Origin of the sequence: Acerihabitans sp. (assembly GCF_036398755.1) — a bacterium.
In the GTDB taxonomy this organism is placed as follows: domain Bacteria; phylum Pseudomonadota; class Gammaproteobacteria; order Enterobacterales; family Enterobacteriaceae; genus Acerihabitans.
This window is the reverse complement of sequence record NZ_DASWOM010000134.1, coordinates 57,111-80,023: the sequence shown is the minus strand read 5'-3', so window position 1 is coordinate 80,023 and position 22,913 is coordinate 57,111. Positions and strand designations below refer to the sequence as shown.

Sequence of the window (22,913 nt, the reverse complement as noted above, 5' to 3'; positions counted from 1 at the left end):
TAGCGTCAACGGTTTGTAGTACAGACCTATTTATGTAAGCCATTTTAGTAAAGTTGTTCAAGTAAAAGCGATAGTCTACCATCACTTCTTCGACGAATTTCCTTCTTAAGTGCCCATAAGTAATCCCTGGCAAACAGACCTTTTCACATCGCCACATTGTGGCACAAATAATTATGAAGGAAGTATCTATGTCTGACAAAATGACTGGTATCGTTAAATGGTTTGACGCTGGTAAAGGTTTCGGTTTCATCACTCCTGCTGACGGCAGCAAAGACGTGTTCGTACACTTCTCCGCCATCCAGAGCAATGATTTCAAAACCCTTGACGAAGGTCAGCGCGTTGAATTCACTATCGAAAAAGGCCAGAAAGGCCCGTCTGCCGCCAACGTTGTCGCCCTGTAATTTAACTATTACCAGGTTATAACCCAGCAGAAGCAGGTTACCGGATATTCTTGAAAGACGTTCTTGAAAGACATTCTTGAAAGAATAGCCCTTGGGTAGCGCGGCATCGCCGCCAGAAAACCAAGGCATCCCGTACCGAAAACAGAATTAAAGAGCCTCGACATTGTCGGGGCTTTTTTTCGTATAAAAACCGGCCGGCCGCAAAAAACCTGTTTTGTCGCTTGACCTAGCGTGCGCTCTAACCTTTAGCATAACCAAGGTCAGGACGAAATAAGGATGGATATGAAGATCGGCGACATTGTGAAAAAGACCGGGCTGTCGGCCCATACCCTGCGTTACTATGAACGCATCGGCCTGCTGCCCTATGCCCTGCGGGATGAAGCGGGACAGCGTTATTATGATAACGCGATTTTGCCCTGGATCGCCTTTTTGCAGCGTTTGAAAACCACCGGTATGCCGATACGCGATATGTTGCGCTACGCCTCGTTGCGCGGCGGTGGCGCGGCAACGCACCCTGAGCGCCGGCGCCTGTTGGAGACGCATCGTCAACAGCTACGGGCGCATATCGCTGAACTGCAATCATCACTGCTCGTCCTTGACGCCAAAATTGCCGGTTATGCCGGCGCCAACGCGCTCGAGGAGTAATTTATGACCATACAGGATTCAACCTTATCCAGACTGGAACAGGGTAAAAAAGCATTAGCCGCTATCGACGGCAGCGCGGGGGAAAGCGTAATTGATGCCCTGGCGGATATCGCACCTGATTTCGCGCGATATCTGCTTGAGTTCCCCTTCGGCGATATTTACTCACGGCCGGGGTTAGACCTGCGCGCACGTGAAATCGCCACTATCGCCGCGCTAACGGCGATGGGTAATTGCGCGCCGCAGTTGCACGTCCATATCCAGGCCGGCCTGAACGTAGGGTTAACGCGTGAGGAAATCACCGAAGTCATTATGCAAATGGCGGTATATGCAGGGTTTCCGGCGGCGTTGAACGGGTTGTTCGTGGCTAAAGCGCTGTTCAATCAATCCTGAATTACGCCCTATTCAGCGTATGGCCTGCTTAGCGGCATGCCGCCGTCAAAACTTAAATCATGAAGTGAACAGGGTTTATTGCTGCGGCAACATGAGGTTGCCGCTTGATTTTAATTATCGGCTGGTATGTTAGTAGCCCCGGAAATATATGGCAGGCGTTCGCGCAAGTATTATAATTTAATAACAAATGGCATAGCCCAATATGTTATTTGTATTATTCGGTATTGACTTATTTTTCCGATAACTTATAAAGTTAGGCGACTGTTGTATCAGTGTAAAATAAACAGCACTTTCCTTTTGGCCAGAGAATGAACTTGCTATTTATTTAAATAATAGGTGGCATTTGATGATTGGATTAATAAATAATTATATAAATGAATCTTTAGCTTATAATAGTAGAATTCGGAAAGCAATTTTCCCCCGCCCGGCGCACGGAGGCATGGAGCGCTCACGAGGCTCACGTTTCGTCAATGTGAACAGAGATTGCGCCTCGGTGTTCATCTCGTTGCTGCTTTTGCTCAGTAAGGTCACCCAGGGCCAGGGGAGGACCCTCACCAGGGCGGCAACGAGAGCTGATCCCGCCGGGCGCGATATATATCACAGGCTTAAATATCATATCACCCATAACGAGGCCAATATCGCCAATGCTTTTCCGCGCATAACGCGCCGGGAGCTTCTCAATCAAAATGAACCAGATGGCCTTCCCGGTTCATTCAAAAATGTAGAAAATTTTTATCTTGATGATATAAAAATGATTGCTGAACATTATAATGACACCGACAAAACCGGTAGAATAAAAACAAATATCTCGGCATCGATAAGTTTACTATACCATTACTATGAAAAAATGTATCCGGATATTTTAAAAATCGCGGCCGATGAAATGGCTAAGGCGATAAAAAAAAGAGCTGGTTTAACGCTTGATCCGAACAAAATTTATTTCCATCATTTCATCGAAGCACAAAATGATCATCATTCCATTACCGGTTGGCGCCATGATGGTTCCACGCCGGTGGAATCAAGAACGTTAGCTGAATGCATGCTTTCCAACTTTCCCGCCGACGCGCGGGATAATATAGACGTGCTGGATCAAATGGCCGGGATCTATCGGGACAGGGCGACGGCAACGTCCTCCTTTGGCGCGGAAAATGAAGTGCGGATAAAACCCTCGCTGATTTTATCAATTGTATCTCAGATAAATTTTTTTGATTTATATCAATCCAGGCTGGAACACTATTGGCATACGGAAATTCCGGAAATGATTAATTTTTGTTTGCTGATAACCGGACTGTCAAAAATAATAAAAGAAAATGAAGATAAACTGAATTTCTTTCTGAAAGCTTTTTCCATTTTACCCGATGAAAAAGAAGAGATAAGAAAGTATATTTTCGATATCAACGGTTATCTTGCAACCGATCTCGTGGTGTTGTCTCGAAAGGGTTCGGCTGAAATCGCGCTTTATATGCCAAGGGACGATGATAAATTATATTATTTCTCCAGCGCAGCTGAAATGAGATCCTGGTTTTCCGATCGCTGCGCAGATATGGAAAAGCGGAATACAATTGCCGCGCATTTCACTTTACATCAGCGGCAGGATGGCAATTTCTACAGTGGCGTAGACCACTGGCTGGCAATGATAGCAACGGACCGGGATCAGGTTTTTTTTGATAAAATTTGGACTAACGGCAACGAGATCTCGGGAGAATTGATTACCCAACTGACGTCTAATCAGTATAATATGGCCTGCTCCGATGCGGATTCCCTAATCAAATCAAATACGGAAGTCAGGTTGGACATGGCGATGCGCTATTTTTCCATTGCCAATATGCTGATCCCCAATCCCGTCACCCCGCTGATATCCTTGGGGCTGGATATCAACAAAATGGTCAATGGAGATAACGAGGCCGATCGCCGGCGCGGGGTTTTATCCCTGTATGGCGACAGTGTAAATGTTATACTTATGATTTTATCCGGCGTCCTGGATGGCCGCTTGAATATTCCTTTTGACGAAGTGGAATTATTGCCAAAGATTGGCGAAAATAAAAAAAGCATAGCCAGGGAAATCCGCGATCGCATGCAAAAAAATAGCGATGGCAGGGAACAGTTCCCGCTCAGCGCGGCATCAAGCCAGGTTGATAATCCCTTGGGTAGGATAACATTCGGACCTTATATTGAAAAAAGCATTGTCGACTTAGGCATCCGTGAGTCAACGGTAACATTACCGCAATTGTCGGCTGCTGATAAATTCGGAATTATGCATGACGTTGAAGGTGGATGTTTTATTCTAATAAATCAGAAAATTTATAAAGTCAATAGCATCGGTAAACCCGGCTATTACTATTTGGGAGACGGGCAACGGTTAGGTATTTACTTTAATCCCCATTCAAGTAAATATCTTCACGTTCATTTGCCTGATCAACGCCTGGCATTGCCGGTTATGCCCGGGCGAGGCGCTAGCCCGTCAGCCTTGCCTGATAAAATGTTCCAGGTTATTTCTCCGCGTCTGCAAAAAGTGATGGCAGATATTCATTACAAAGGTGTTCCTGCCGCTGATATTGAAGGGCGATTGATATTTGATAAATCGAATAAATTATTCATGGATAAAACGATTAATAAAAAATATCTTAAGGTGGCACAGGCGTATTATCCTGTACAAGAAACAGATAATGGCTATATCATTTCAGCGGTTATGGATAACCAGCGGGAAAAAATGATCCTGCGCGTTTTTTTTTCTGGGAGTAAAAAAGGCTCTACACTGATAACACGCAGGGAGTGGGCTAAGGAAATATTCAGCTCATCGCGAAACTCGCCGTCGCATCTTAAACTTCAGTCCCATACCGCACTGCGGCCGGATGAAACCACCCTGCTGAAATCGCTGCTTTCGGCGGAGTCTCAGTCTTATCATGAGTCCCCCTTCCGGGAATTGCCCGAAGCATCCAAGCCTGAACGGGGCATGGGTGATTGGGGAAAGCTTATCGATGGTTTGCCGCCAATTCTGGTTAAGCTCAAAGCGATACCGTGCGTGGTCAGGACCGCGGCCATGCTTGATGCAAATGAGTTCGGCGCTATTAATAAAGAATCCCTGTTCGTCATCGCCAAAATCGCGCTGGTGCCGCTGGAACCGTCCTGGGTAAAACCCCCTGTTCCGGAACCGGGCTACAGGCTGGTCACACTGGAGATACAGCTGGAAAAAAATGGGTATCCCATTAATTTCCCGGCAGATACAGCAGCGGATGTTAAAATCGTTATTGCCCAAAAGACGCTGTTTAGCGTTAAAGATATTTTTCCCGATCGTCTGGTGCTGCGCGAGGCGGATAAAGGAACGCTACGCAATGACGCTGCCCTTGATCAGCATATTCGGAAATTATATCCCGGTGATGTTGAAACGGCCGGCGGCAGGCTGCGGCGCGAGATGATCAACCTGGAAAAACTGCTCCAACAGGGTAGCGTGCCAACCCATCTTTCCCAGGATTTACTGGTTGAATATACCGATGTGCTGAGTGAAATGGTGAAAAAAGCGGGCAATGTGCAGGTGATTGAGGAGTTTACCGAAGCCGGCAGTGATTTTATCAACAACTGGCTGCGCTTTGGCATTGACGATGTGGATGCCGGCGGCGTAAGGGCAAGCGATGCCGCGGCGGATATGCTGGCGGAGTATGCCCAGCTTGATGAGTTCGATAAGCCCGCCTATCGTTCGGCCACCTATCCCGCTGGTGTTTATAACCAAAAGATTAAGGCGGGTGATAGCGTTGCCGATCGCGGTTTTATGTCCGCCTCCGCTTTACCGACCAACAGCGTTGAATGGCTGAATAATTGGACCCGGAACGTGGCCAGAATCAGCGGCGATCGGGTCATTATGATTTTTGATAAAAGCGTACGCAAGAAAATTGCCAGTAGCGATTTTCTAATCGATCATCTGCTGGTGCAGCCTGGCACCCCGCTGAAGGTGGAAAGTATCCGCACCGTGCAAAATATCGCGGGGGAGAATGTTTGCCTTGTCGGCGTCAGCCAGGGCAGCGGTGCGGATGGGTTAAAGGATATCTATAGCGGCATACCGATGTTCACGCCCACGGCGTAGGCAGGTTGCCACGGGAGGTTGACGCAAGGGCTACCGTCAGGCATGGAGGCTTATATTGTGATGGCAACGACAAAATAGATTAGTCGAGGTGAAGAGTCCGCATGGATTGTTAAAAAAAAATGGCGCCTGACGGTAATAATGGTTTCCTTTTTTCGAGATGGCATCATGTCCTTTCTTGACACCCCTCGTTTTTCTGTTTGGTCGGCCGCCGCCGTCTCTGTGTTCACCTTGATCCTATGGTTCCTGATGCCTACCGACACGTTAGTACATCTGGTCGAAGAGGGGCAACTGGTGGAAAACCTGACGCTGGTGGGTTACGGCATCGCTATTCTTTCGTTGGTGCTGCTGCCCCTGCCGCGTTGCCGTCGTCGTACCCGCGTTGCCGTCGTCGTAGCCCTGCTGGCGATGATGGCGCGCGAGGCGGACCTGCATAAATATATCGATCATATGAGCATGCTCAAATTGCGCTTCTGGACCGGTTCCCTGCCCGCGCTTGATAAGCTGTACGCGCTGCTGTCCCTGGTGCCTATCGTGATCGCCTGCCTGTATTTGCTGATTTGGCATGCCTTACCCGTATTGCGCGCGGTGCGGGCGGGCCAAGCCCATGCGGTGACCATCACCACGTTTGTGTTCCTGATTGGAATTACCAACATTATCGACCGCTCCCTGGGCATGATTAAGGACAGTTTCGGCTGGCATGCGCCCGAATGGCTGGTGGCGCTGCAAACTTCGCAGGAGGAGTTTTTGGAGCTGTCGTTGCCGTTGCTGGCGTTGGTGGCGGCGATACAGTATCGACGGGAAATGAGAAAAAGCCTGGCGGCGGCGCTGCCGGCCGGACGCGGCCGATGGGTTAAATGATTTACGGCAAGCCTTTGATGGCATGCCCGCCGGCGGCGCTGCCGGCACGCCAAACATGCCGCCGCGTTTCATATACTTCCTATGGTAATAATTCACGCAAATAATCGTTTTTTGAAAGAATCATTATTTCATTCTGTTAAGGTACAGTGGAGCTTAGTAGTTAATGTTGCACCTTGATCAGCATAAAAATACGGCCTCGATTTGTTAGCGGGGCACGCGACCGCTATTTTTTCCGATCGGAGCACAGTAACTGAAAACCATCCGGGGGTGAGGGCAACGTTCAATAAAGGATGCCCGCCCCTTTGGTTATCCAGATCAGATTTTCCATTGATACTACTACCTCCTAAATATAAAGAATAACTTATATGCGGCTCGTTAAGTAGCATAACCCTGCTGTGGGTAGATAGCCGTATATATCTGTTTTTTTAGTAAATTTTCTTATAATGCCTTCAATGGTGAACATATGACTTTTTCTGAGCTTTTAAACTTATTCTCCGCGGATGGCTATATTAATATCGGTGATGCAGCGGTTAGCGGCGGATGTACAATCTGTTTTGATCAGGATATTGATATTACATTTGAATATCATGATAACCATGTTTATTTATTTTCGCCGGTTATGCAGATTACAGAGATACTTTCCGACGACTTTTTTGCCTCTTTGATGCAAATCCACTTATTTGGTGTCGCCACCAGCCGCTGTTGGTTTGGCTATGATGCCGGTGGGCAGAGGGTTTTATTATTCTGTTTATTCGACCTGGATATTATCGCGCCGGAAAGTGCGATGAAGCATATCGAGACATTAGTCGATCAGGTACAGTACTGGCGTGAAAATTTATCTAAAATCAGCCGGTTAACTAAACCAAAATTAGGCGGTTTTTCGGCGCCAAATAAGTTACCTTTGAGGCGGAAAACATGAATAACGTCTCGATCCCGAAATTCGGCATCCAGGCGTTGACCTATAGGATATTGGATAGATGGAAGACTGTAAATGGCTTGGTGAATCGCATTTCCGGCGGTTCCATCAACAGGGATGTTCTGGCGAGGAAAATAATTTCCAATACCCTCTCGCTGGGGCAGGAATATATTGTTACCAACCAAATGCTGGGAAAGCGTAGCGCCGAGATTGTCAGCCTGGGAAGAAGCGTCCTGTTTGACAATACACTTCATCAGGTTAATGACGGTATTGCCCCGCTGGTTGAGTTGATTTTACAATCGAAAGGCCAGGGAGCGCTTGCGCAAAAATTAGCCTCGGGGATTGCTCAATGTATTGGGCCGGTTTTACTGCAAGACCATGCTCTAGAACGGGTTCTGGTGGCGTTAACAGAACAGCGGGGGGGAGAAAACGTGTTGAAAATGGCGTTATATAACGCCTTAGCCGGTTATACCGGCGGTAAGATCATTTCAGCCATCTTTATGTCGGCGCTGAAGCGGGCCATATTGGATCGGCTGGAATACAAGCCCACATCTCCTTTGCATCATGTTGTCGCATGGAAACTACACCAAAGTTTAACCACCGATCCCGGCTCATTGCCGCCACCCCCGGCGGGGGTAGGGTCACTAGACATACTAATGGAGAACACCCCTGATATCGTCACCGGTATTTGCCGGAAATTAGATTATCTGCAAACATTGCTAGGCATGCCTTACAGCGAAACAAATCTTAGTAAGGTATTTCCCGAGTGCTGGCCAAGCGATATCTCGGTGGCAAAAGATATGTCGAATAAAGACTTCGCCGCAGTGGTCATAAAGGCCTATGCCACAGGTTATGGGTCAGTGCTGGATAAAGAAATAGCGGCTTTACCGGCTGGTCCGCGCGCATCATTCCAACAGCAATGCCAGAATATCAGGAAATTTTTATCCAGATTTTCCGCGCAGGATATCAGCGTGGCGCAAGACTGGTTGGGTGGCCTGGTATCGGTCTCGGTAAATTATGCCAAGACTTACGCGCCGTCGCCGATGCTGGTTGATTTTGTCACTAACCGGTTTCGCGCACCGGTTCACCACCCGCAGGAAATCGACGCTTATTTTGCCGATGGCGCATTCGTTAACGCCTTAAGGACCGGTATTGACCTCAAGGTGGATAACAGCCAGCAAAGCTATGTCCGCTGGGCCGCAGAGATGGGCAATCAGTTCATTTCCCAGGCAAAGAATATCCGGGATAACCAGCCGCGGCTGACCCATGCCCAGCAGCGTCAGTTAGGACAATTATCCGAGATTGTCGATCATAATCCCATGAGCCTGATGGCGTTGACCCGTTATTTAGTCCCGGAAAGCATTGCGCAATCGGTGCAGGAAGAAGTGTTCAGTCAGTTCACCCGCAGGCGGCCGGACCTGATCCTTGCCGATAACATCTGGATGCAAGTCAAGCAACCCAATGTTAGCTTTGTGGTAAGCAAGGATAATGGGGTTAATATCGACATTACGCTGAAATGGCCCATATCGGCGCTTGGCAAAGCGGTTGATGCATTGGAAACCTCAGAAAGCAATCAGGGTCATATCATCTCCACGGTGAAGGTGCAATTGTCCTTAAATGATAAAGGGGTTGAAAAACAAAAGATAAGCATCTCCGATACCCGTATCTTCCTGAAAGGCACAATGACATTTGAGCCGCCAAAAAAGGTTGAAATGGACTCGCCCATAACATTTCTCAGCAGAGGGGTGCTAAAGCAGGCGTCTGATATGGTTTCATCATGCTAATAAAAAAGCGTTATCAGTTTCCTGATAACGCTTTTTAAAATAATGGGTTAACTTAATGGTATCAGTTCATACCATATTTTTTCAGTTTCTTACGCAGCGTACCGCGGTTAATGCCCATCATCAGGGCGGCGCGGGTTTGGTTGCCACGAGTGTATTGCATGACCATGTCCAACAGTGGCTGTTCTACTTCAGCCAGCACCAGCTCATACACATCATTTACATCCTGACCGTTTAATTGAGCAAAATAGTTCTTCAGTGCTTGTTTCACCGAGTCCCGCAGTGGTTTTTTTGTTACCTGATCCTGAGAGTTAACGGTGGAAACGGTCAGTACGTCAGAATTTTCGCGTTGTTCGAACATAGTTCTGTCAGCTCTTTTTTCAATTACGCAAGATTTTCAAAATATGCCTTCAACGCCTCCAGCTGTTCGCCGGCATCCTCAATGGCGTTGAATGTGCGCCTAAACTGGTTGTCGGGGGCATGTTCCTGCAAATACCAGGATACGTGCTTACGAGCAATGCGGAATCCTTTGCCTTGACCATAAAAGTCGTGCAGTTCCCGGACATGCTCTATCAACAAACGCTTCACCTCGCCTAACGGCAGCGGTGGCAGCAGCTCCCCCGTGTCCAGATAATGCTGGATTTCCCGGAAGATCCAAGGTCTTCCCTGGGCGGCGCGTCCTATCATCAGGGCGTCGGCCCCGGTGTAGTCAAGCACCGCTCTGGCTTTATGCGGGTCAGTGATGTCGCCATTCGCGATAACCGGAATGGCAACAGACTGTTTAACTGCCCGAATACTGTCGTACTCCGCGTTGCCGTTGAACAAGCAGGCACGGGTTCGGCCATGTATCGTGATGGCCTGTATACCACAATCTTCGGCCAATTGGGCAATTTCTACACAATTTCGGTGTTCCGGCGACCAGCCCGTGCGTATTTTCAGCATTACCGGCACGTCCACCGCCTTGACCACGGTAAGCAGGATCTGTTTCACCAGATCCGGATACTGCAGCAAAGCGGAACCCGCCATCTTCCGGTTAACCTTTTTGGCGGGGCAACCCATGTTGATATCAATCAGCTGCGCGCCGTTCGCCACGTTAATGACGGCGGCGGCGGCCATATCATCAGGATCGCACCCGGCAATCTGCACGGCCCGGATACCGGGCTCATCACTATGTACCATACGTAGACGGGACTTATCCGTGCGCCAGACCTCAGGATTCGAGGAAAGCATTTCGGAAAAGGCCAACCCCGCTCCCATCGCATGACAAAGCGCTCTGAATGGGCGGTCTGTCACTCCGGCCATCGGGGCGGCTATCAGGCAATTATCAAGCTGCAGGTGTCCAATACGCATAGACAAAGAGAGACCATACTGTGTCCGCAAGGGCGCGTATATTACGCATTTTTTTCGCCAGATGAAAGGCCAAACTTTGAACAATCCGCCGCTGCAGATCAATGAAATTGTTCTTAGCATGGCAGTTTTTTAATTATTTTCAATAAAAACAGCAGGTTATATCCGATAAACATTTTATGCCGCCGCGGTTTTTTCCCACCGTCGGCAGTGCGGCGCCGGCCGGGTTAGCGGCGGCGGCCGGTTATCCGGCACCATTCATCCTTCTCGGCCACCGGGTCGAGTGAAAATGCGTCGGCGTAGGCCGCCGCGACGTTCTCCGCCTGGCTGGCCAGAATGCCGGACAGGCCGAGTAGGCCGCCCGGCTTCGGCAAAGTGGTGATGAGCGGCGCCAGTTCGCGCAGGGGACCGGCCAGGATATTCGCCACCACCACGTCGGCGCTCAGGTTGCCGGGTTGCTGATGCGACAGGTACAGGTCTAGCCGGTCGGCCACGCCATTGCGTTGGGCGTTATCCCGGCTGGCCTGGATGGCCTGGGGATCGATATCGATGCCGACGGCGCGCGCGGCGCCCAGCTTCAACGCCGCGATGGCCAGGATGCCGGAACCGCAGCCGAAATCAATGAGCGTTTTACCGTCCAGGTCCAGTCCATCCAGCCATTGGAGACATAAGGCGGTGGTGGGGTGGGTGCCGGTGCCGAAGGCCAGGCCGGGGTCGAGCATGACGTTTACCGCACTGGGGTCCGGCACCGGGCGCCAACTGGGACAAATCCACAGCCGTTCGCCAAAGCGCATGGGATGGAAATTATCCATCCATTCACGCTCCCAATCCTTATCCTCGAGTTGTTCGATTTTATGGTGAAAACCGTGCCCCAGCAGCGGATGGCCCGCTAAGGCCTCTATTACCGCCGCCAGGTCGATATCGGCCTCGTAGAGACCTATGACATCGGTATCGCCCCATAAACGCGTCTCGCCCGGCAGCGGCTCGTATACCGGATTGTCATGGGTATCCTGAAAGGTGACCGATACCGCGCCGCTTGCCATTAGCGCGTCGCTGAGGGTTTCGGCGTCGGCGCCGGTGGTGTTGATTTTGATTTGTATCCAGGGCATCAGTTGCTCCCAATAAAAAATTAAACGCCGGGCCGGGCTACGGGCCGGGCGGCGTGGCCAAGGAGATTGCCCGCCAGGAACGCCGCCAGGCTAAGCGCCAGCGCGGGCACGATGGGGTGGAAGCCGGCGATATGCACGTCGAGCGTGGCGAGCACGGCGTAACATAGCCCGCCGCCGATCATCGAGCTTAATGCCCCGGCCGCGTTGGCGCGTTCCCAGTATAACCCCAGCACCAGCGGCCATAAAAACACCGCTTCGAGTCCGCCGAAGGCCAGCAGGTTGAGCCAGATGATCATTTCCGGCGGACGCCAGGCGGCCACCAGCAACAACAGGCCCAGCACCAGGGTGACGGTGCTGGACATCCGCTTGAGCAATGTTTCGTTAACCGCCTGGGCGGGACGCAGGCTGAGATACAGGTCTTTGACGATGGTCGCCGACGATTGCAGCAGTTGTGCGTTTATGGTCGACATAATCGCCGCCAGCGGCGCGGCCAGGAAAATGCCGGCCACCACCGGCGGCAGGACGGTGATCATCAGCGTCGGGATCACCTGGTCGGGAATGGTCAGGTCGGGCAATATCGCCCGTCCCAGGGCGCCGGCGAGATGCATGCCCAGCATCAGCACGCCGATCACCAGCGTACCGATGATGATGCCGCGATGTACCGCTTTGCTGTCACGGTACGAGATACAGCGCACCGCGGTATGGGGCAGGCCGATAACGCCGAAACACACCAGGATCCAGAACGATGACATAAACTGCGGCGTCAGCACGTGGTCCACGCCGGAGGGGGACACCAGCGCCGGCTGGATCTGCTGGAGCTTGGCCACCGCGCTCGACAGGCCGCCCGCGGCGTGGATTACGCTGAACAGCAGGATAAAGGTGCCCAGCAGCATGACCAGACCCTGGAAGGCGTCATTGAGCACGCTGGCGCGAAAACCGCCGAACGAGGTATAAAGCGCGATGCTGACGCCGAAAATCAGCAGCCCGGTATCGTAGGGTATGCCGGCGGCGGTTTCCAGCAGGCGCGCGCCGCCGATAAACTGCACCGTCATGGCGCCGATAAAGGCCACCAGCAGGCTGACGCTGGCAAGCCATACCAGTAGCGGGCTTTGATAGCGGGCCAGCAGCATGTCGTTGAGCGTGACCGCATTGTAGCGGCGGGCGAGGATGGCGAATTTTTTGCCGAGCACCCCAAGCGACAGCCATACCGTCGGCAGTTGGATCATCGCCAGCAGTACCCAGCCGAGTCCATATTTATAGGCCGCGCCCGGCCCGCCGATAAAGGAGCTGGCGCTGATATAGGTGGCGGTGAGGGTCATCGCCAGCACAAAACCGCCCATCGAGCGGCTGCCAAGGAAATATTCGGTGAGGAACTCGCCCTTCTGGCGGCGCCGGTACGCATGGAACGAGAGCGCGAAGACCAGGGCCAGGTAGGCAATCAGCGGTAACAGGATCTCACTTTGCATCATGATCCTCCAGGGGGATATCGCGATAGATAACGCGCACCATCAGCCAGCAGAGCGCCAGGAACAGCAGCGGCACCCACAGGCAGGCCAGCTCAAACCAGTGGGGCAGGCCGGTTATCCCCGGACGGTCGTCGGGGAGGTAGGCGGCCAGCAGCCAGGCAACCAGATAGGCAACCGCCAGGCCAAACGCCCACCGGGCTTCGCGGTGAGCCTGAAGAAATCGTTTATCCATGATGTCTTGGTACCGGGATGATTATTGATAATGGAAAAAAAGGGGATTTTACGGCATGCAGCCAATTTGCATAGTGCTAAAGGGGTTTTATAGGTAAAAGGCCGGCAAAAACCGGCCTTCGAAGGCGTGGGTTATTTTTCCACTAAACCGAGTTTTTTCTCGAGATAGTGGATATTGGTGCCGCCGTGCTGGAAGTTTTCGTCGTTCATGATTTTCAGCTGCAAATCAATATTGGTCTTGATGCCGTCGATAATTAGCTCCGCCAGCGCATTTTTCATACGCGCGATGGCGACATCGCGGTTCTCGCCATAACATATCAACTTGCCAATCATCGAATCATAATACGGCGGCACGGTATAGCCCGCGTATATATGCGATTCCCAGCGCACGCCAAAACCGCCCGGCGCGTGGAAGCGGGTAATCTTGCCGGGGCTTGGCATAAATGTATTGGGATCCTCGGCGTTGATACGGCATTCCACCGCATGGCCCGTGACCTTCACTTCATCCTGCTTGATGGATAAAGGCTGGCCGGCGGCGATGCGCAACTGTTCCTTGATCAGATCCACCCCGGTTATCATCTCGGTAACCGGATGTTCAACCTGGATGCGGGTATTCATTTCGATGAAATAAAACTCGCCGTTCTCATACAGGAATTCAAAGGTGCCGGCGCCGCGGTAGCCGATATCCCGGCAGGCTTTGGAGCAGCGTTCGCCGATGTAGCGGCGCATGGCCTCGGTGATGCCCGGCGCGGGCGCTTCCTCCACGACTTTCTGGTGACGGCGCTGCATGGAGCAGTCGCGTTCCGCCAGGTAAATGGCGTTGCCCTGGCCGTCCGCTAATACCTGCACCTCGATATGCCGGGGGTTTTCCAGGTATTTTTCCATGTAAATGACGTCGTTGTTAAACGCCGCCTTGGCTTCGGCGCGGGTCATTTTAAGCGAGGATTCCAGCTCGTTATCGCTATGCACGACGCGCATGCCGCGACCGCCGCCGCCGCCCGAGGCCTTGATGATGACCGGATAACCGATACGTTTGGCTACCGCGCGATTTTTTTCCATATCGTCGCCGACCGGGCCGTCGGATCCGGGCACGCAGGGCACGCCGGCTTTTTTCATCGCGCTGATGGCCGAGACTTTGTCGCCCATCAGGCGAATGGTCTCGGCGCGCGGGCCGATGAAAATAAAGCCGGAGCGTTCTACCTGTTCGGCGAAATCGGCGTTTTCGGACAGGAAACCGTAGCCGGGATGGATGGCCACCGAGCCGGTGATTTCCGCCGCCGAAATGATCGCCGGGATATTGAGGTAGCTTTTAACCGAGGGCGCGGGACCGATACAGATGGTTTCATCGGCCAGCAGGACGTGTTTCAGGTCACGATCCACCGTGGAATGCACCGCCACGGTTTTAATGCCTAATTCCTTACAAGCGCGCAAAATACGCAGCGCAATTTCACCACGATTGGCGATAACAATTTTATCTAGCATGTGGCGCCTCGTTATTCGATGACGACCAGCGGCTCGTCGTATTCAACCGGTTGTCCATTGTCCAGCAGAATGGCTTTGACCACCCCGGCTTTATCGGACTCTATCTGGTTCATCATTTTCATGGCTTCGACGATGCACAGCGTGTCGCCGACGTTAACCTTCTGTCCGACTTCAATAAAAGGTTTGGCGTCAGGGCTTGGGGTGCGATAGAACGTGCCGACCATGGGGGAACGCACCAGATGGCCGCTCATGGCGGCGGGTACGGCGGCGGCCTGCTCGGCCGCGGGGGCGGCGGCGGCCACTGGAGCCATCTGTTGCTGGGCCGCGGGGATATAAGCCTGTTGCATCATGGGATAGGCAGGCATGGCCGGAGCACGGCTGATACGGACCGATTCCTCGCCTTCGGAGATTTCCAGCTCTGAAATGCCGGATTCTTCAACCAGTTCAATCAGTTTCTTGATCTTACGAATATCCATGAGTGGGTTCCATACACTAATTAATTGGATGCAGACAGACGTTTGACCGCCGTCTGAAAAGCAAAATGATAACCATCGGCGCCTAGGCCGCAGATAACGCCGACCGCAATATCGGAGAGATAGGAATGATGCCGGAAAGGCTCGCGCGCATGCACATTGGATAAGTGAATCTCAATAAATGGGATGTTTACCGCTAACAGCGCGTCGCGTAACGCTACGCTGGTATGGGTAAACGCCGCGGGATTGATCACGATAAAATCGGTATTACCACGGGCCTGATGGATGCGGTCTATCAGGACATGCTCCGCATTGGATTGCAGGTGGCTTAACGTCACGTCAAGATCCTGCGCCTGTTTCTCCATACTGCTGATAATATCGGCGAGCGTGGTGTGGCCATACTTATCCGGCTCTCGGGTTCCCAGCAGGTTCAGGTTGGGACCATTCAGGAGCAAAATGTGAAACTTATCCGCCATCGTGCCGCTATCTCCGGTTATTTAACGAAGCCCCGTAAAAAATAACCTCCCGTTACCGTTTTGTCACCTTTTAGATGAAAAATCCGGTCCGGACTGTTAACAGGGTCAAGCATTATAATGATATCGCAACTTTTCGCAGCAACATACTGGCGTTATCTGCGAAGATGAGCTGGACGCGGTATCCAAAGTGGTGTGCAAGATAGCGCATTTCGAGGAGGTAATGAAATAAAAAATTCGGCTGTTATCGCCGCCATGCGCGAAATTTTTTGTAACGCAGCGCCAGCAGGACCACCGCCGCCAGCGCATAAAACACCGGTTGGGGCGTGAGGATCTTTACCGACCAGAGATAATGTATCGGCGCCAGGACCGCCACAACATAGATCAGGTTATGCAGCGTTTGCCACCGGTTTTTTAATTTACGCTGGGCGCGCTGGGTAGAGGTTAGCGTCAACGCCAGTAAAATCAGCCAGCTGATGATGCCCAGCGTCAGGTAGGGGCGGGTAACCAGTTCGCGGCCCAGCAGGCCGAGATTGTCGATGCCCAGTTCCAGCACGGAATAGCTCAACAGGTGCAGGCTTACCCAGGCGAAACACCACAGGCCAATCATCCGGCGGCAGCGGATCAGCAGGGGTTGGCGACCGACGCGCGCCAGCGGGGTAATCAATAGCGACGCCAGCAGCAGTTTGAGCCCCATGCGCCCGGTAAAATGCTGGATATCCTTGGCCGGATCGGCGCTGAAATCACCCTGGCTGACCGCATAGACCAGCCAGACCAGGGGCAGGAACGCCGCCAGGTGAATCAGCACCTTTAGCCAGAAAATCTGTTTAAGATTAAGCCGCACTCAGAAGTTCTCCCGTAAATCCAGTCCGCGATACAAGCCGGCCACCTGTTCGGCGTAACCGTTGAACAGCAGGGTCGGCTGGCGTTTTACATCCAGTATGCCGCCGGCCCCGATCGCCCTTTCCGTGGCCTGGGTCCAGCGGGGATGATCCACATGGGGGTTCACATTGGCGTAAAATCCGTACTCGTTCGGCGCGGAAAGGTTCCAGGTGGTCGGCGGCTGCTCACGGGTCAGGCGAATATGGACAATGGATTTAATGCCTTTGAAACCATATTTCCAAGGGGTAATCAGCCGGATGGGCGCGCCGTTTTGCGGCGGCAGGGATTTGCCGTAAACGCCGACCGTCATCAGCGCCAGCGGGTTCATGGCTTCATCAAGCCGCAGCCCTTCCACATAGGGGTAATCCAGGCCGCCGCCGATATACCGATTCTTTTCCCCCGGCATCTGTTCAGGATCGTCGAGGGTCTGGAAGGCGACATAACGCGCCTGACTGGTCGGCTCCACCAGTTTGATAAGCTTACCCAGTTCAAAACCTATCCAGGGCACCACCATCGACCAGGCTTCAACGCAGCGCAGCCGGTAGATGCGTTCTTCCAGCGCAAAACGTTTCACGATGTCATCCATGTCAAGCGTCATGGGTTTGGCCACCTCGCCGTCGATCACCACCTTCCAGCCGTCGGTTTTCAGGCCGCCGGCGTTGGCCGCGGGGTCGGCTTTATCCAGGCCGAATTCATAGAAATTATTATAGCCGGTGACTTTATCATAGGGCGTCAGCGGCAAATCGGTATGCCAGGCGGCGGGCCGGCTAAAGGGTAAATCCTTGCCCACCGGCGCGGCGGGGGCGGCCTTGTCGCCCTTGAACCAGGACAATACATCGGCCCGTGCCGACAGCGGCAGGCTGAGCGTCGCCGCGGTGATGCCGAGCGCCTTTAACACCTTCCGCCGCTGGAAAAATACGTCTTCGGCGGTAACATCGGCTTCCAGCAGTTTGCGGTATCGGGCCATCATCGTCTCCATTAAGCTTAAAAAGGCTCTGTAGCCAGTATGACGTATAAACCGTTTTTTTATTCCCAAGCCGGGACGACTTATTTTTCGTGCCCCGCAACGGCCCTGGATTGGCGATATTTTGCCCATTTTGACTGAAAATATGTCATTTCCACCGTACTGACGATAAAATAGGGTCAGGCTGACTTAGATATTGTGCCGGGGCACAGGGATGCGATTACTCGTTAGACTTTCCGCGATGGTGGCCTTGCTGTGCGCGCTGGTGATGATATTGATGCTGGCGGGAAGCTCGTTAAGCTTTTTTTATCTTAACGAGCACCGTACCGATCGGCAAATGGCGGCGCTTGCCGCGGCGCTCGATGCGTCGTTGTCGACCCAACCGCCCACCGATCTGGCGCGCTGGCTGCCGCTTGCCTTGCAAAGCGGCGGCATCAGCGAGCTGGAGATCCGCCGCGGCGAGACCACGCTGAACCGTTTTTTGCCCGCGGGACTTGCCCAGAACACCCATCCCCCTTCCGATTATCTGCGGCGCAGCCTGGCGCTGCCCCATCATCCCGAGCTGCGGGTCCAGGTGACCTATCCCACCGAGCTGTTAAGCGAGGTGCGCTCGCTGGCGGTCACCGCGCCGGTAAGCATCGCCATCGCCCTGATGGTGCTTTCCCTGTTGCTGGGCTTACGCTGGCTGCGCCGCCAAATCCAGCCGCAGGAAATTCTGGAATACCGCGCGCGGCGCATTATGCATGGGGAGCGCGACAGCGTGCCGGGCAACGCGGGTGAGTCGCCGTCATTGACCAGCAGCGCCATCGATCGCCTGCTCGGCGATCTGGCGCAGGCCCGCGAGCAGCGTAGCCGGGTGGATATCCTTATCCGGGCGTTCGCGGCGCGGGACGCCAAAACCGGCCTGAGCAACCGGCTGTTTTTTGACAATCAGCTGGCGCTGCAGCTGGAAGAGAACCAGGAGATGGGGCCGCACGGCGTGGTGATGATGCTGCGGACGCCGGATCCGGCGCTGCCGGAAACGCGCCGGGGCGATAAACTCCCCCAGGATCTGATGCCGGCGTTGATTCAGCTGATTTCCAGCTATGTCATGCGTTATCCCGACGCGCTGTTGGCGCGGTATTTTCGCCGCGACCTGGCGGTGCTGCTGCCGCATTGTTCCCTCAAGCAGGCCGAGTCGCTGGCGGCGCAATTGGTGGCGGCGCTGGCCACCCTGCCGGGCGTGGCGGGTCATCGCCGCGAGGATGCGCTGCATATCGGTATTTGCGTCTATCGCCAGGACCAAACGGCGCTGGAAGTGATGGAGTCCGTGGAGCAGGCGACCCGCGAGGCGGGACTGCAGGGCGGCAATGCCTGGTCGGTGTTTGACCAGCGGGTGCCCGAGCAGGTGCGGGGCAATGTCAAATGGCGCACCCTGCTGGAGCAGACGCTGACGCGCGGCGGGCCTGAGCTGTTTACCCGCGAGGTGTATGGCCGCGACGGTCGCCTTGATCACCATGTCCTGATCAACCGTATTCCCGAGGGCGGGCAGGCGCTGGCCGCCGCCGAGTTTATGCCGATGCTGCGGCGCCTCGGACTGATGGCGCGCTACGATCGGCAGCAGCTGACCCGGATCCTGCCCTTGCTGGCGCAATTGCCGGATCGGGCGCTGGCGATTACCTTGAGCGTGGACTCGCTGCTGCAACGCGATTTCCGGCTGTGGCTACGCAATACGCTGATGCAATGCGCAAAATCGCAGCGTCGGCAAATTATGTTTGAACTTGTGGAGGCCGATCTGTGTCAACACATGGTGCGGTTGCGTCCGGTGTTGCGCCTGCTTGACGCGCTGGGCTGTCGTTTAAACGTGGTACAGGCGGGTCTGACCGTGGTGAGCACCGCGTATATCAGCGCGGTAACGATATCCATTATCAAGCTGCATCCCGGCCTGGCCAGGGAGATCGACCGCCGCGCCGAGAACCAGCTGTTTGTCCAGAGCCTGCCCGAAGCCTGCGTCGGAACCGCGACCCGTGTTTTCGCCACCGGCGTCAGGACCAAACTGGAATGGCAAACGCTGCTGGATAACGCGGTGGCGGGAGGACAAGGGGACTTTTTCGCCCCAATCGTGTCTCTGGACCAGATGGTAAAAAAATATTCACGCCAGGATGTGTGAATAGTATAAAAGTTCGTGAAAAATTAACGTACAATACGGCCATTAACCTAATTGGTTAGTAGGTACTTACATTACCTGGAATCAGGTGTACTGCCAGATTTTCTGCCTGCGGTTGCCGATCTGTCGCTCATTTGCCGTTTATCCGTGGCCACGCCGCCGGCGCGACCGCCCGTAATACGTCAGGCGTTACGACAAACACCAACACGGGCAACGGAAGTAATCTCGCATTTCATCTGACTAAAAACCGCGTCAGGGATTTCTTCGGTGTGTGGGAATGTTAAAGAGGACGTATTTTCATTGAAGCAGCGCGTTATTGCGCCTTGCCGCTGCTTCTCGTGGTTGGTAAAGTAGGCGGATTTTATCTTTCGCCCCAGCTTGCAGGATTATCCTTCAGTTATGTTTAAAAAATTTCGTGGCATGTTTTCCAACGACTTGTCCATCGACCTGGGTACAGCCAATACCCTGATTTATGTAAAAGGACAGGGCATTGTCCTGAATGAACCCTCCGTCGTCGCGATTCGTCAGGATCGCGCCGGATCGCCTAAAAGCGTTGCCGCCGTAGGCCATGAAGCCAAACAGATGCTGGGGCGCACCCCCGGCAATATCGCGGCGATTCGTCCGATGAAGGATGGCGTCATCGCGGATTTCTTCGTCACCGAAAAAATGCTGCAGCACTTTATCAAACAGGTCCACAGCAACAGCTTTATGCGCCCCAGCCCGCGCGTGCTGGTCTGCGTTCCCGTCGGCGCCACCCAGGTGGAACGCCGCGCGATTCGTGAATCGGCCCAGGGGGCGGGCGCGCGCGAGGTGTTCCTGATTGAGGAACCCATGGCCGCGGCCATCGGCGCGGGGCTGCCGGTGTCCGAAGCCACCGGCTCCATGGTGGTGGATATCGGCGGCGGCACCACGGAAGTGGCGGTGATCTCCCTTAACGGTGTGGTCTACTCTTCTTCCGTGCGTATTGGCGGCGATCGCTTCGATGAGGCTATTATTAATTACGTGCGCCGCAATTACGGTTCATTAATTGGCGAAGCCACCGCCGAACGCATCAAGCATGAAATCGGATCCGCCTATCCGGGCGATGAAGTCAGGGAAATCGAAGTGCGCGGCCGCAATCTGGCGGAAGGTGTGCCGCGGGGCTTTACCCTGAACTCCAATGAAATCCTTGAAGCGTTGCAGGAGCCGTTGACCGGTATCGTGAGCGCGGTGATGGTGGCGCTGGAACAGTGTCCGCCCGAGCTGGCCTCCGATATTTCCGAGCGCGGCATGGTCCTGACCGGCGGCGGCGCGTTGCTGCGCAATCTCGATCGACTGCTGATGGAAGAGACCGGCATACCTGTGGTGGTGGCGGAAGATCCTCTTACCTGCGTCGCCCGCGGCGGCGGCAAGGCATTGGAGATGATCGATATGCACGGCGGTGATTTGTTCAGCGAAGAATAACCTGCCTCGAAAAGGGGGGAACCACCCGGGTGAACGCTGAGATTTCTCATCCTGGTCGGCGCCCCCCTTTTTTGTTGAGGAAAATGCCTAGCTTATGAAGCCGATATTCAGCAGAGGACCTTCTCTGCAACTCCGACTGTTTCTGGCCGTGATGGTTGCTATCGCCATTATTATCGCCGACAGCCGGCTCGGGACCTTTGTGCAGATACGCACATACATGGATACCGCCGTCAGTCCGTTCTATTTTCTGGCCAACGGCCCGCGCAAGATGCTGGACAACGTCTCGGAAACGCTGGCGTCGCGCGGCCAGCTTGAGCAGGAGAACCACACCCTGCGCCAGGAACTGCTGCTCAGAAACAGCGAGCAGCTGCTGTTGGGCCAATTCCGCCAGGAAAACGCGCGGCTGCGCGAGCTGCTCGGCTCCCCCCTGCGCCAGGACGAGCAGAAAATGGTCGCCCAGGTCATTTCGACCAGCACCGATCCTTACAGCGATCAGGTCGTGATTGATAAAGGACTGGACAGCGGCGTTTACGTCGGCCAGCCGGTTATCAGCGATAAAGGCGTGGTAGGCCAGGTGGTGGCCGCCGGCAAAATGACCAGCCGGGTATTGCTTATCTGCGATGCGTCCCATGCCTTGCCGATACAGGTATTGCGCAACGATATCCGGGTGATTGTGGCCGGCAACGGATGCACGGAAGACCTGCAGCTGGAGCATCTGCCGGGCAATACCGATATCCGCGTCGGCGATGTGCTTGTCACCTCGGGCCTTGGCGGCCGTTTCCCCGAAGGGTATCCGGTGGGGGTGGTCTCATCCGTGAAGGTGGATACCCAGCGCGCCTATACCGTCATCCAGGCCAGGCCGACCGCCCAGCTGCAGCGGCTGCGTTATCTGCTGTTGCTGTGGGGCGCCGATCCCCGGGGCGAGGTGCCGCTGGCGCCGGCTGAAGTCCATCGGGTAGCCAATGAACGCCTGATGCAGATGATGCCGCAGGTGTTGCCGTCCCAGGATACCACCATTATGGGACCGGCCGCGCCAGCAAGCGCGCCCGCCGCCGCTACGCCCGCGGCGGACGCCAGGCCGGGGTCGACCCGCGCCGCGCCGGTCGGCAATGCGCCGGCGGCCAATCGTCCGGCCTCGGGCCGCGCCGCGCCGGCGGCCAATCGCTCCACGCCGGATAACGCCGCGCCGGCGTCCAATCGTACCCCACCCGCCGGCAGCGCGCCGACCGCCGGCCGTACGCCTCCCGACAGTAATGCCCCGGCGTCCAACCGCACGGCGCCGTCCTCGGGGCGGCCCGCGCCGGCGGTAAATCCATTTTCCGGGTCCCGGCAATGAACCGCTATCGCCGCAACGGCACCTGGGTCATCTGGTTCTCCTTTCTTATCGCCATCGTGCTGCAAATCATGCCGTGGCCGGAGCAGCTTTACCTGTTCCGGCCTTCATGGCTCAGCCTGGTGCTGATTTATTGGGTGATGGCGATACCGCACCGGGTTAATGTCGGCACCGGCTTTGTGCTGGGGCTCATCATGGATTTAATCCTGGGCTCCATCCTGGGCGTCAGGGCGCTGGCGTTAAGCATCCTGGCTTACCTGGTGGTGTTTAAATTCCAGTTATTCAGGAATATGGCCCTATGGCAGCAGTCGCTGATCGTGGTAATGCTATCATTGTCTATGCACGTGATAGTGTTCTGGGCTGAATTCCTGGTGATTAATATTACACTCAGGCCGGAAATTTTCTGGAGCAGCGTCGTTGACGGCATGTTATGGCCGTGGCTATTTTTACTGATGCGCAAAGTACGCCGCCAGTTTTCCGTGCAATAGAGGCTGT

Annotated in this window: 21 protein-coding genes; 11 read left to right on the top strand and 10 right to left on the bottom strand. The window is 54.1% G+C overall.

The window, feature by feature from the left end:
- The first annotated feature begins 188 nt into the window (after nucleotides 1-188).
- The 7 genes from cspE to VGC33_RS22045 all read left to right on the top strand — a co-directional run bounded on the left by cspE (nucleotide 189) and on the right by VGC33_RS22045 (nucleotide 9,072).
- On the top strand, nucleotides 189-401 hold the full coding sequence (gene cspE / locus VGC33_RS22075) for a transcription antiterminator/RNA stability regulator CspE (protein WP_323477555.1): 213 nt from the start codon (nucleotides 189-191) through the stop codon (nucleotides 399-401).
- A 282-nt stretch (nucleotides 402-683) separates the two neighbouring features.
- On the top strand, nucleotides 684-1,046 hold the full coding sequence (locus VGC33_RS22070) for a MerR family transcriptional regulator (RefSeq protein ID WP_331122910.1): 363 nt from the start codon (nucleotides 684-686) through the stop codon (nucleotides 1,044-1,046).
- Between the two features lie 3 nt (nucleotides 1,047-1,049).
- A complete protein-coding gene (locus tag VGC33_RS22065) occupies nucleotides 1,050-1,436 on the top strand; it encodes a carboxymuconolactone decarboxylase family protein (protein WP_331122909.1) in 387 nt (128 codons plus the stop codon).
- A gap of 439 nt (nucleotides 1,437-1,875) precedes the next feature.
- The gene (locus tag VGC33_RS22060; RefSeq protein WP_331122908.1) at nucleotides 1,876-5,514 is read left to right on the top strand and encodes a dermonecrotic toxin domain-containing protein; all 3,639 of its coding nucleotides are present in this window, start codon (nucleotides 1,876-1,878) and stop codon (nucleotides 5,512-5,514) included.
- A gap of 246 nt (nucleotides 5,515-5,760) precedes the next feature.
- Nucleotides 5,761-6,372 carry a hypothetical protein gene (locus VGC33_RS22055; protein WP_331122907.1) on the top strand — a complete coding sequence of 204 codons (612 nt, stop codon included), beginning with the start codon at nucleotides 5,761-5,763 and terminating at the stop codon, nucleotides 6,370-6,372.
- A 463-nt stretch (nucleotides 6,373-6,835) separates the two neighbouring features.
- Nucleotides 6,836-7,291 (top strand): type III secretion system chaperone, encoded by a 456-nt coding sequence (locus VGC33_RS22050; RefSeq protein WP_331122906.1) that lies wholly within the window; start codon nucleotides 6,836-6,838, stop codon nucleotides 7,289-7,291.
- Entirely contained in the window at nucleotides 7,288-9,072 is a 1,785-nt protein-coding gene (locus VGC33_RS22045) for a hypothetical protein (protein WP_331122905.1), read from the top strand. The genes VGC33_RS22050 and VGC33_RS22045 overlap by 4 nt, the downstream gene beginning before the upstream one ends.
- Before the next feature lie 61 nt (nucleotides 9,073-9,133).
- Here VGC33_RS22045 and fis read toward each other — a convergent pair whose 3' ends face one another.
- The 10 genes from fis to msrP all read right to left on the bottom strand — a co-directional run bounded on the left by fis (nucleotide 9,134) and on the right by msrP (nucleotide 17,511).
- On the bottom strand, nucleotides 9,134-9,430 hold the full coding sequence (gene fis, locus VGC33_RS22040; protein WP_331122904.1) for a DNA-binding transcriptional regulator Fis: 297 nt from the start codon (nucleotides 9,428-9,430) through the stop codon (nucleotides 9,134-9,136).
- Nucleotides 9,431-9,453: 23 nt separating this feature from the next.
- The gene (gene dusB / locus VGC33_RS22035; RefSeq protein WP_331122915.1) at nucleotides 9,454-10,419 is read right to left on the bottom strand and encodes a tRNA dihydrouridine synthase DusB; all 966 of its coding nucleotides are present in this window, start codon (nucleotides 10,417-10,419) and stop codon (nucleotides 9,454-9,456) included.
- 224 nt (nucleotides 10,420-10,643) lie between these two features.
- Nucleotides 10,644-11,525 carry a 50S ribosomal protein L11 methyltransferase gene (prmA, locus tag VGC33_RS22030; protein ID WP_331122903.1) on the bottom strand — a complete coding sequence of 294 codons (882 nt, stop codon included), beginning with the start codon at nucleotides 11,523-11,525 and terminating at the stop codon, nucleotides 10,644-10,646.
- Nucleotides 11,526-11,545: 20 nt separating this feature from the next.
- A complete protein-coding gene (panF, locus tag VGC33_RS22025; protein WP_331122914.1) occupies nucleotides 11,546-12,991 on the bottom strand; it encodes a sodium/pantothenate symporter in 1,446 nt (481 codons plus the stop codon).
- The gene (locus tag VGC33_RS22020; protein ID WP_331122902.1) at nucleotides 12,981-13,223 is read right to left on the bottom strand and encodes a YhdT family protein; all 243 of its coding nucleotides are present in this window, start codon (nucleotides 13,221-13,223) and stop codon (nucleotides 12,981-12,983) included. Before VGC33_RS22020 ends, panF begins: the two co-directional genes overlap by 11 nt.
- Before the next feature lie 131 nt (nucleotides 13,224-13,354).
- Entirely contained in the window at nucleotides 13,355-14,704 is a 1,350-nt protein-coding gene (gene accC / locus VGC33_RS22015; RefSeq protein WP_331122901.1) for an acetyl-CoA carboxylase biotin carboxylase subunit, read from the bottom strand.
- Nucleotides 14,705-14,715: 11 nt separating this feature from the next.
- On the bottom strand, nucleotides 14,716-15,180 hold the full coding sequence (gene accB / locus VGC33_RS22010) for an acetyl-CoA carboxylase biotin carboxyl carrier protein (protein WP_331122900.1): 465 nt from the start codon (nucleotides 15,178-15,180) through the stop codon (nucleotides 14,716-14,718).
- 20 nt (nucleotides 15,181-15,200) lie between these two features.
- Nucleotides 15,201-15,653 (bottom strand): type II 3-dehydroquinate dehydratase, encoded by a 453-nt coding sequence (gene aroQ, locus VGC33_RS22005; RefSeq protein WP_331122899.1) that lies wholly within the window; start codon nucleotides 15,651-15,653, stop codon nucleotides 15,201-15,203.
- 241 nt (nucleotides 15,654-15,894) lie between these two features.
- On the bottom strand, nucleotides 15,895-16,494 hold the full coding sequence (gene msrQ, locus VGC33_RS22000) for a protein-methionine-sulfoxide reductase heme-binding subunit MsrQ (RefSeq protein WP_331122898.1): 600 nt from the start codon (nucleotides 16,492-16,494) through the stop codon (nucleotides 15,895-15,897).
- Nucleotides 16,495-17,511 (bottom strand): protein-methionine-sulfoxide reductase catalytic subunit MsrP, encoded by a 1,017-nt coding sequence (msrP, locus tag VGC33_RS21995; RefSeq protein ID WP_414636976.1) that lies wholly within the window; start codon nucleotides 17,509-17,511, stop codon nucleotides 16,495-16,497. It lies immediately after the preceding gene.
- Between the two features lie 199 nt (nucleotides 17,512-17,710).
- Here msrP and csrD point away from each other — a divergent pair, with 199 nt between their 5' ends.
- The 4 genes from csrD (at nucleotide 17,711) to mreD (ending at nucleotide 22,906) form a co-directional block, all read left to right on the top strand.
- Nucleotides 17,711-19,645: an RNase E specificity factor CsrD gene (gene csrD / locus VGC33_RS21990; RefSeq protein WP_331122897.1), complete on the top strand. Its 1,935-nt coding sequence runs from the start codon at nucleotides 17,711-17,713 to the stop codon at nucleotides 19,643-19,645.
- Between the two features lie 396 nt (nucleotides 19,646-20,041).
- Nucleotides 20,042-21,085 carry a rod shape-determining protein MreB gene (gene mreB / locus VGC33_RS21985; protein ID WP_004385136.1) on the top strand — a complete coding sequence of 348 codons (1,044 nt, stop codon included), beginning with the start codon at nucleotides 20,042-20,044 and terminating at the stop codon, nucleotides 21,083-21,085.
- Between the two features lie 94 nt (nucleotides 21,086-21,179).
- On the top strand, nucleotides 21,180-22,421 hold the full coding sequence (gene mreC / locus VGC33_RS21980; RefSeq protein ID WP_331122896.1) for a rod shape-determining protein MreC: 1,242 nt from the start codon (nucleotides 21,180-21,182) through the stop codon (nucleotides 22,419-22,421).
- Complete coding sequence (mreD, locus tag VGC33_RS21975; RefSeq protein WP_331122895.1) at nucleotides 22,418-22,906, top strand: rod shape-determining protein MreD; 489 nt, start codon at nucleotides 22,418-22,420, stop codon at nucleotides 22,904-22,906. The genes mreC and mreD overlap by 4 nt, the downstream gene beginning before the upstream one ends.
- Nucleotides 22,907-22,913 lie beyond the last annotated feature (7 nt).

What these genes read in the sequence shown, in the direction of transcription:
- cspE (WP_323477555.1), top strand. Translation starts at nt 189, where the DNA reads ATGTCTGACAAAATGACTGGTATCGTTAAATGGTTTGACGCTGGTAAA.
- VGC33_RS22070 (WP_331122910.1), top strand. Translation starts at nt 684, where the DNA reads ATGAAGATCGGCGACATTGTGAAAAAGACCGGGCTGTCGGCCCATACC.
- VGC33_RS22065 (WP_331122909.1), top strand. Translation starts at nt 1,050, where the DNA reads ATGACCATACAGGATTCAACCTTATCCAGACTGGAACAGGGTAAAAAA.
- VGC33_RS22060 (WP_331122908.1), top strand. Translation starts at nt 1,876, where the DNA reads ATGGAGCGCTCACGAGGCTCACGTTTCGTCAATGTGAACAGAGATTGC.
- VGC33_RS22055 (WP_331122907.1), top strand. Translation starts at nt 5,761, where the DNA reads ATGCCTACCGACACGTTAGTACATCTGGTCGAAGAGGGGCAACTGGTG.
- VGC33_RS22050 (WP_331122906.1), top strand. Translation starts at nt 6,836, where the DNA reads ATGACTTTTTCTGAGCTTTTAAACTTATTCTCCGCGGATGGCTATATT.
- VGC33_RS22045 (WP_331122905.1), top strand. Translation starts at nt 7,288, where the DNA reads ATGAATAACGTCTCGATCCCGAAATTCGGCATCCAGGCGTTGACCTAT.
- fis (WP_331122904.1), bottom strand. Translation starts at nt 9,430, where the DNA reads ATGTTCGAACAACGCGAAAATTCTGACGTACTGACCGTTTCCACCGTT.
- dusB (WP_331122915.1), bottom strand. Translation starts at nt 10,419, where the DNA reads ATGCGTATTGGACACCTGCAGCTTGATAATTGCCTGATAGCCGCCCCG.
- prmA (WP_331122903.1), bottom strand. Translation starts at nt 11,525, where the DNA reads ATGCCCTGGATACAAATCAAAATCAACACCACCGGCGCCGACGCCGAA.
- panF (WP_331122914.1), bottom strand. Translation starts at nt 12,991, where the DNA reads ATGCAAAGTGAGATCCTGTTACCGCTGATTGCCTACCTGGCCCTGGTC.
- VGC33_RS22020 (WP_331122902.1), bottom strand. Translation starts at nt 13,223, where the DNA reads ATGGATAAACGATTTCTTCAGGCTCACCGCGAAGCCCGGTGGGCGTTT.
- accC (WP_331122901.1), bottom strand. Translation starts at nt 14,704, where the DNA reads ATGCTAGATAAAATTGTTATCGCCAATCGTGGTGAAATTGCGCTGCGT.
- accB (WP_331122900.1), bottom strand. Translation starts at nt 15,180, where the DNA reads ATGGATATTCGTAAGATCAAGAAACTGATTGAACTGGTTGAAGAATCC.
- aroQ (WP_331122899.1), bottom strand. Translation starts at nt 15,653, where the DNA reads ATGGCGGATAAGTTTCACATTTTGCTCCTGAATGGTCCCAACCTGAAC.
- msrP (WP_414636976.1), bottom strand. Translation starts at nt 17,511, where the DNA reads ATGGAGACGATGATGGCCCGATACCGCAAACTGCTGGAAGCCGATGTT.
- csrD (WP_331122897.1), top strand. Translation starts at nt 17,711, where the DNA reads ATGCGATTACTCGTTAGACTTTCCGCGATGGTGGCCTTGCTGTGCGCG.
- mreB (WP_004385136.1), top strand. Translation starts at nt 20,042, where the DNA reads ATGTTTAAAAAATTTCGTGGCATGTTTTCCAACGACTTGTCCATCGAC.
- mreC (WP_331122896.1), top strand. Translation starts at nt 21,180, where the DNA reads ATGAAGCCGATATTCAGCAGAGGACCTTCTCTGCAACTCCGACTGTTT.
- mreD (WP_331122895.1), top strand. Translation starts at nt 22,418, where the DNA reads ATGAACCGCTATCGCCGCAACGGCACCTGGGTCATCTGGTTCTCCTTT.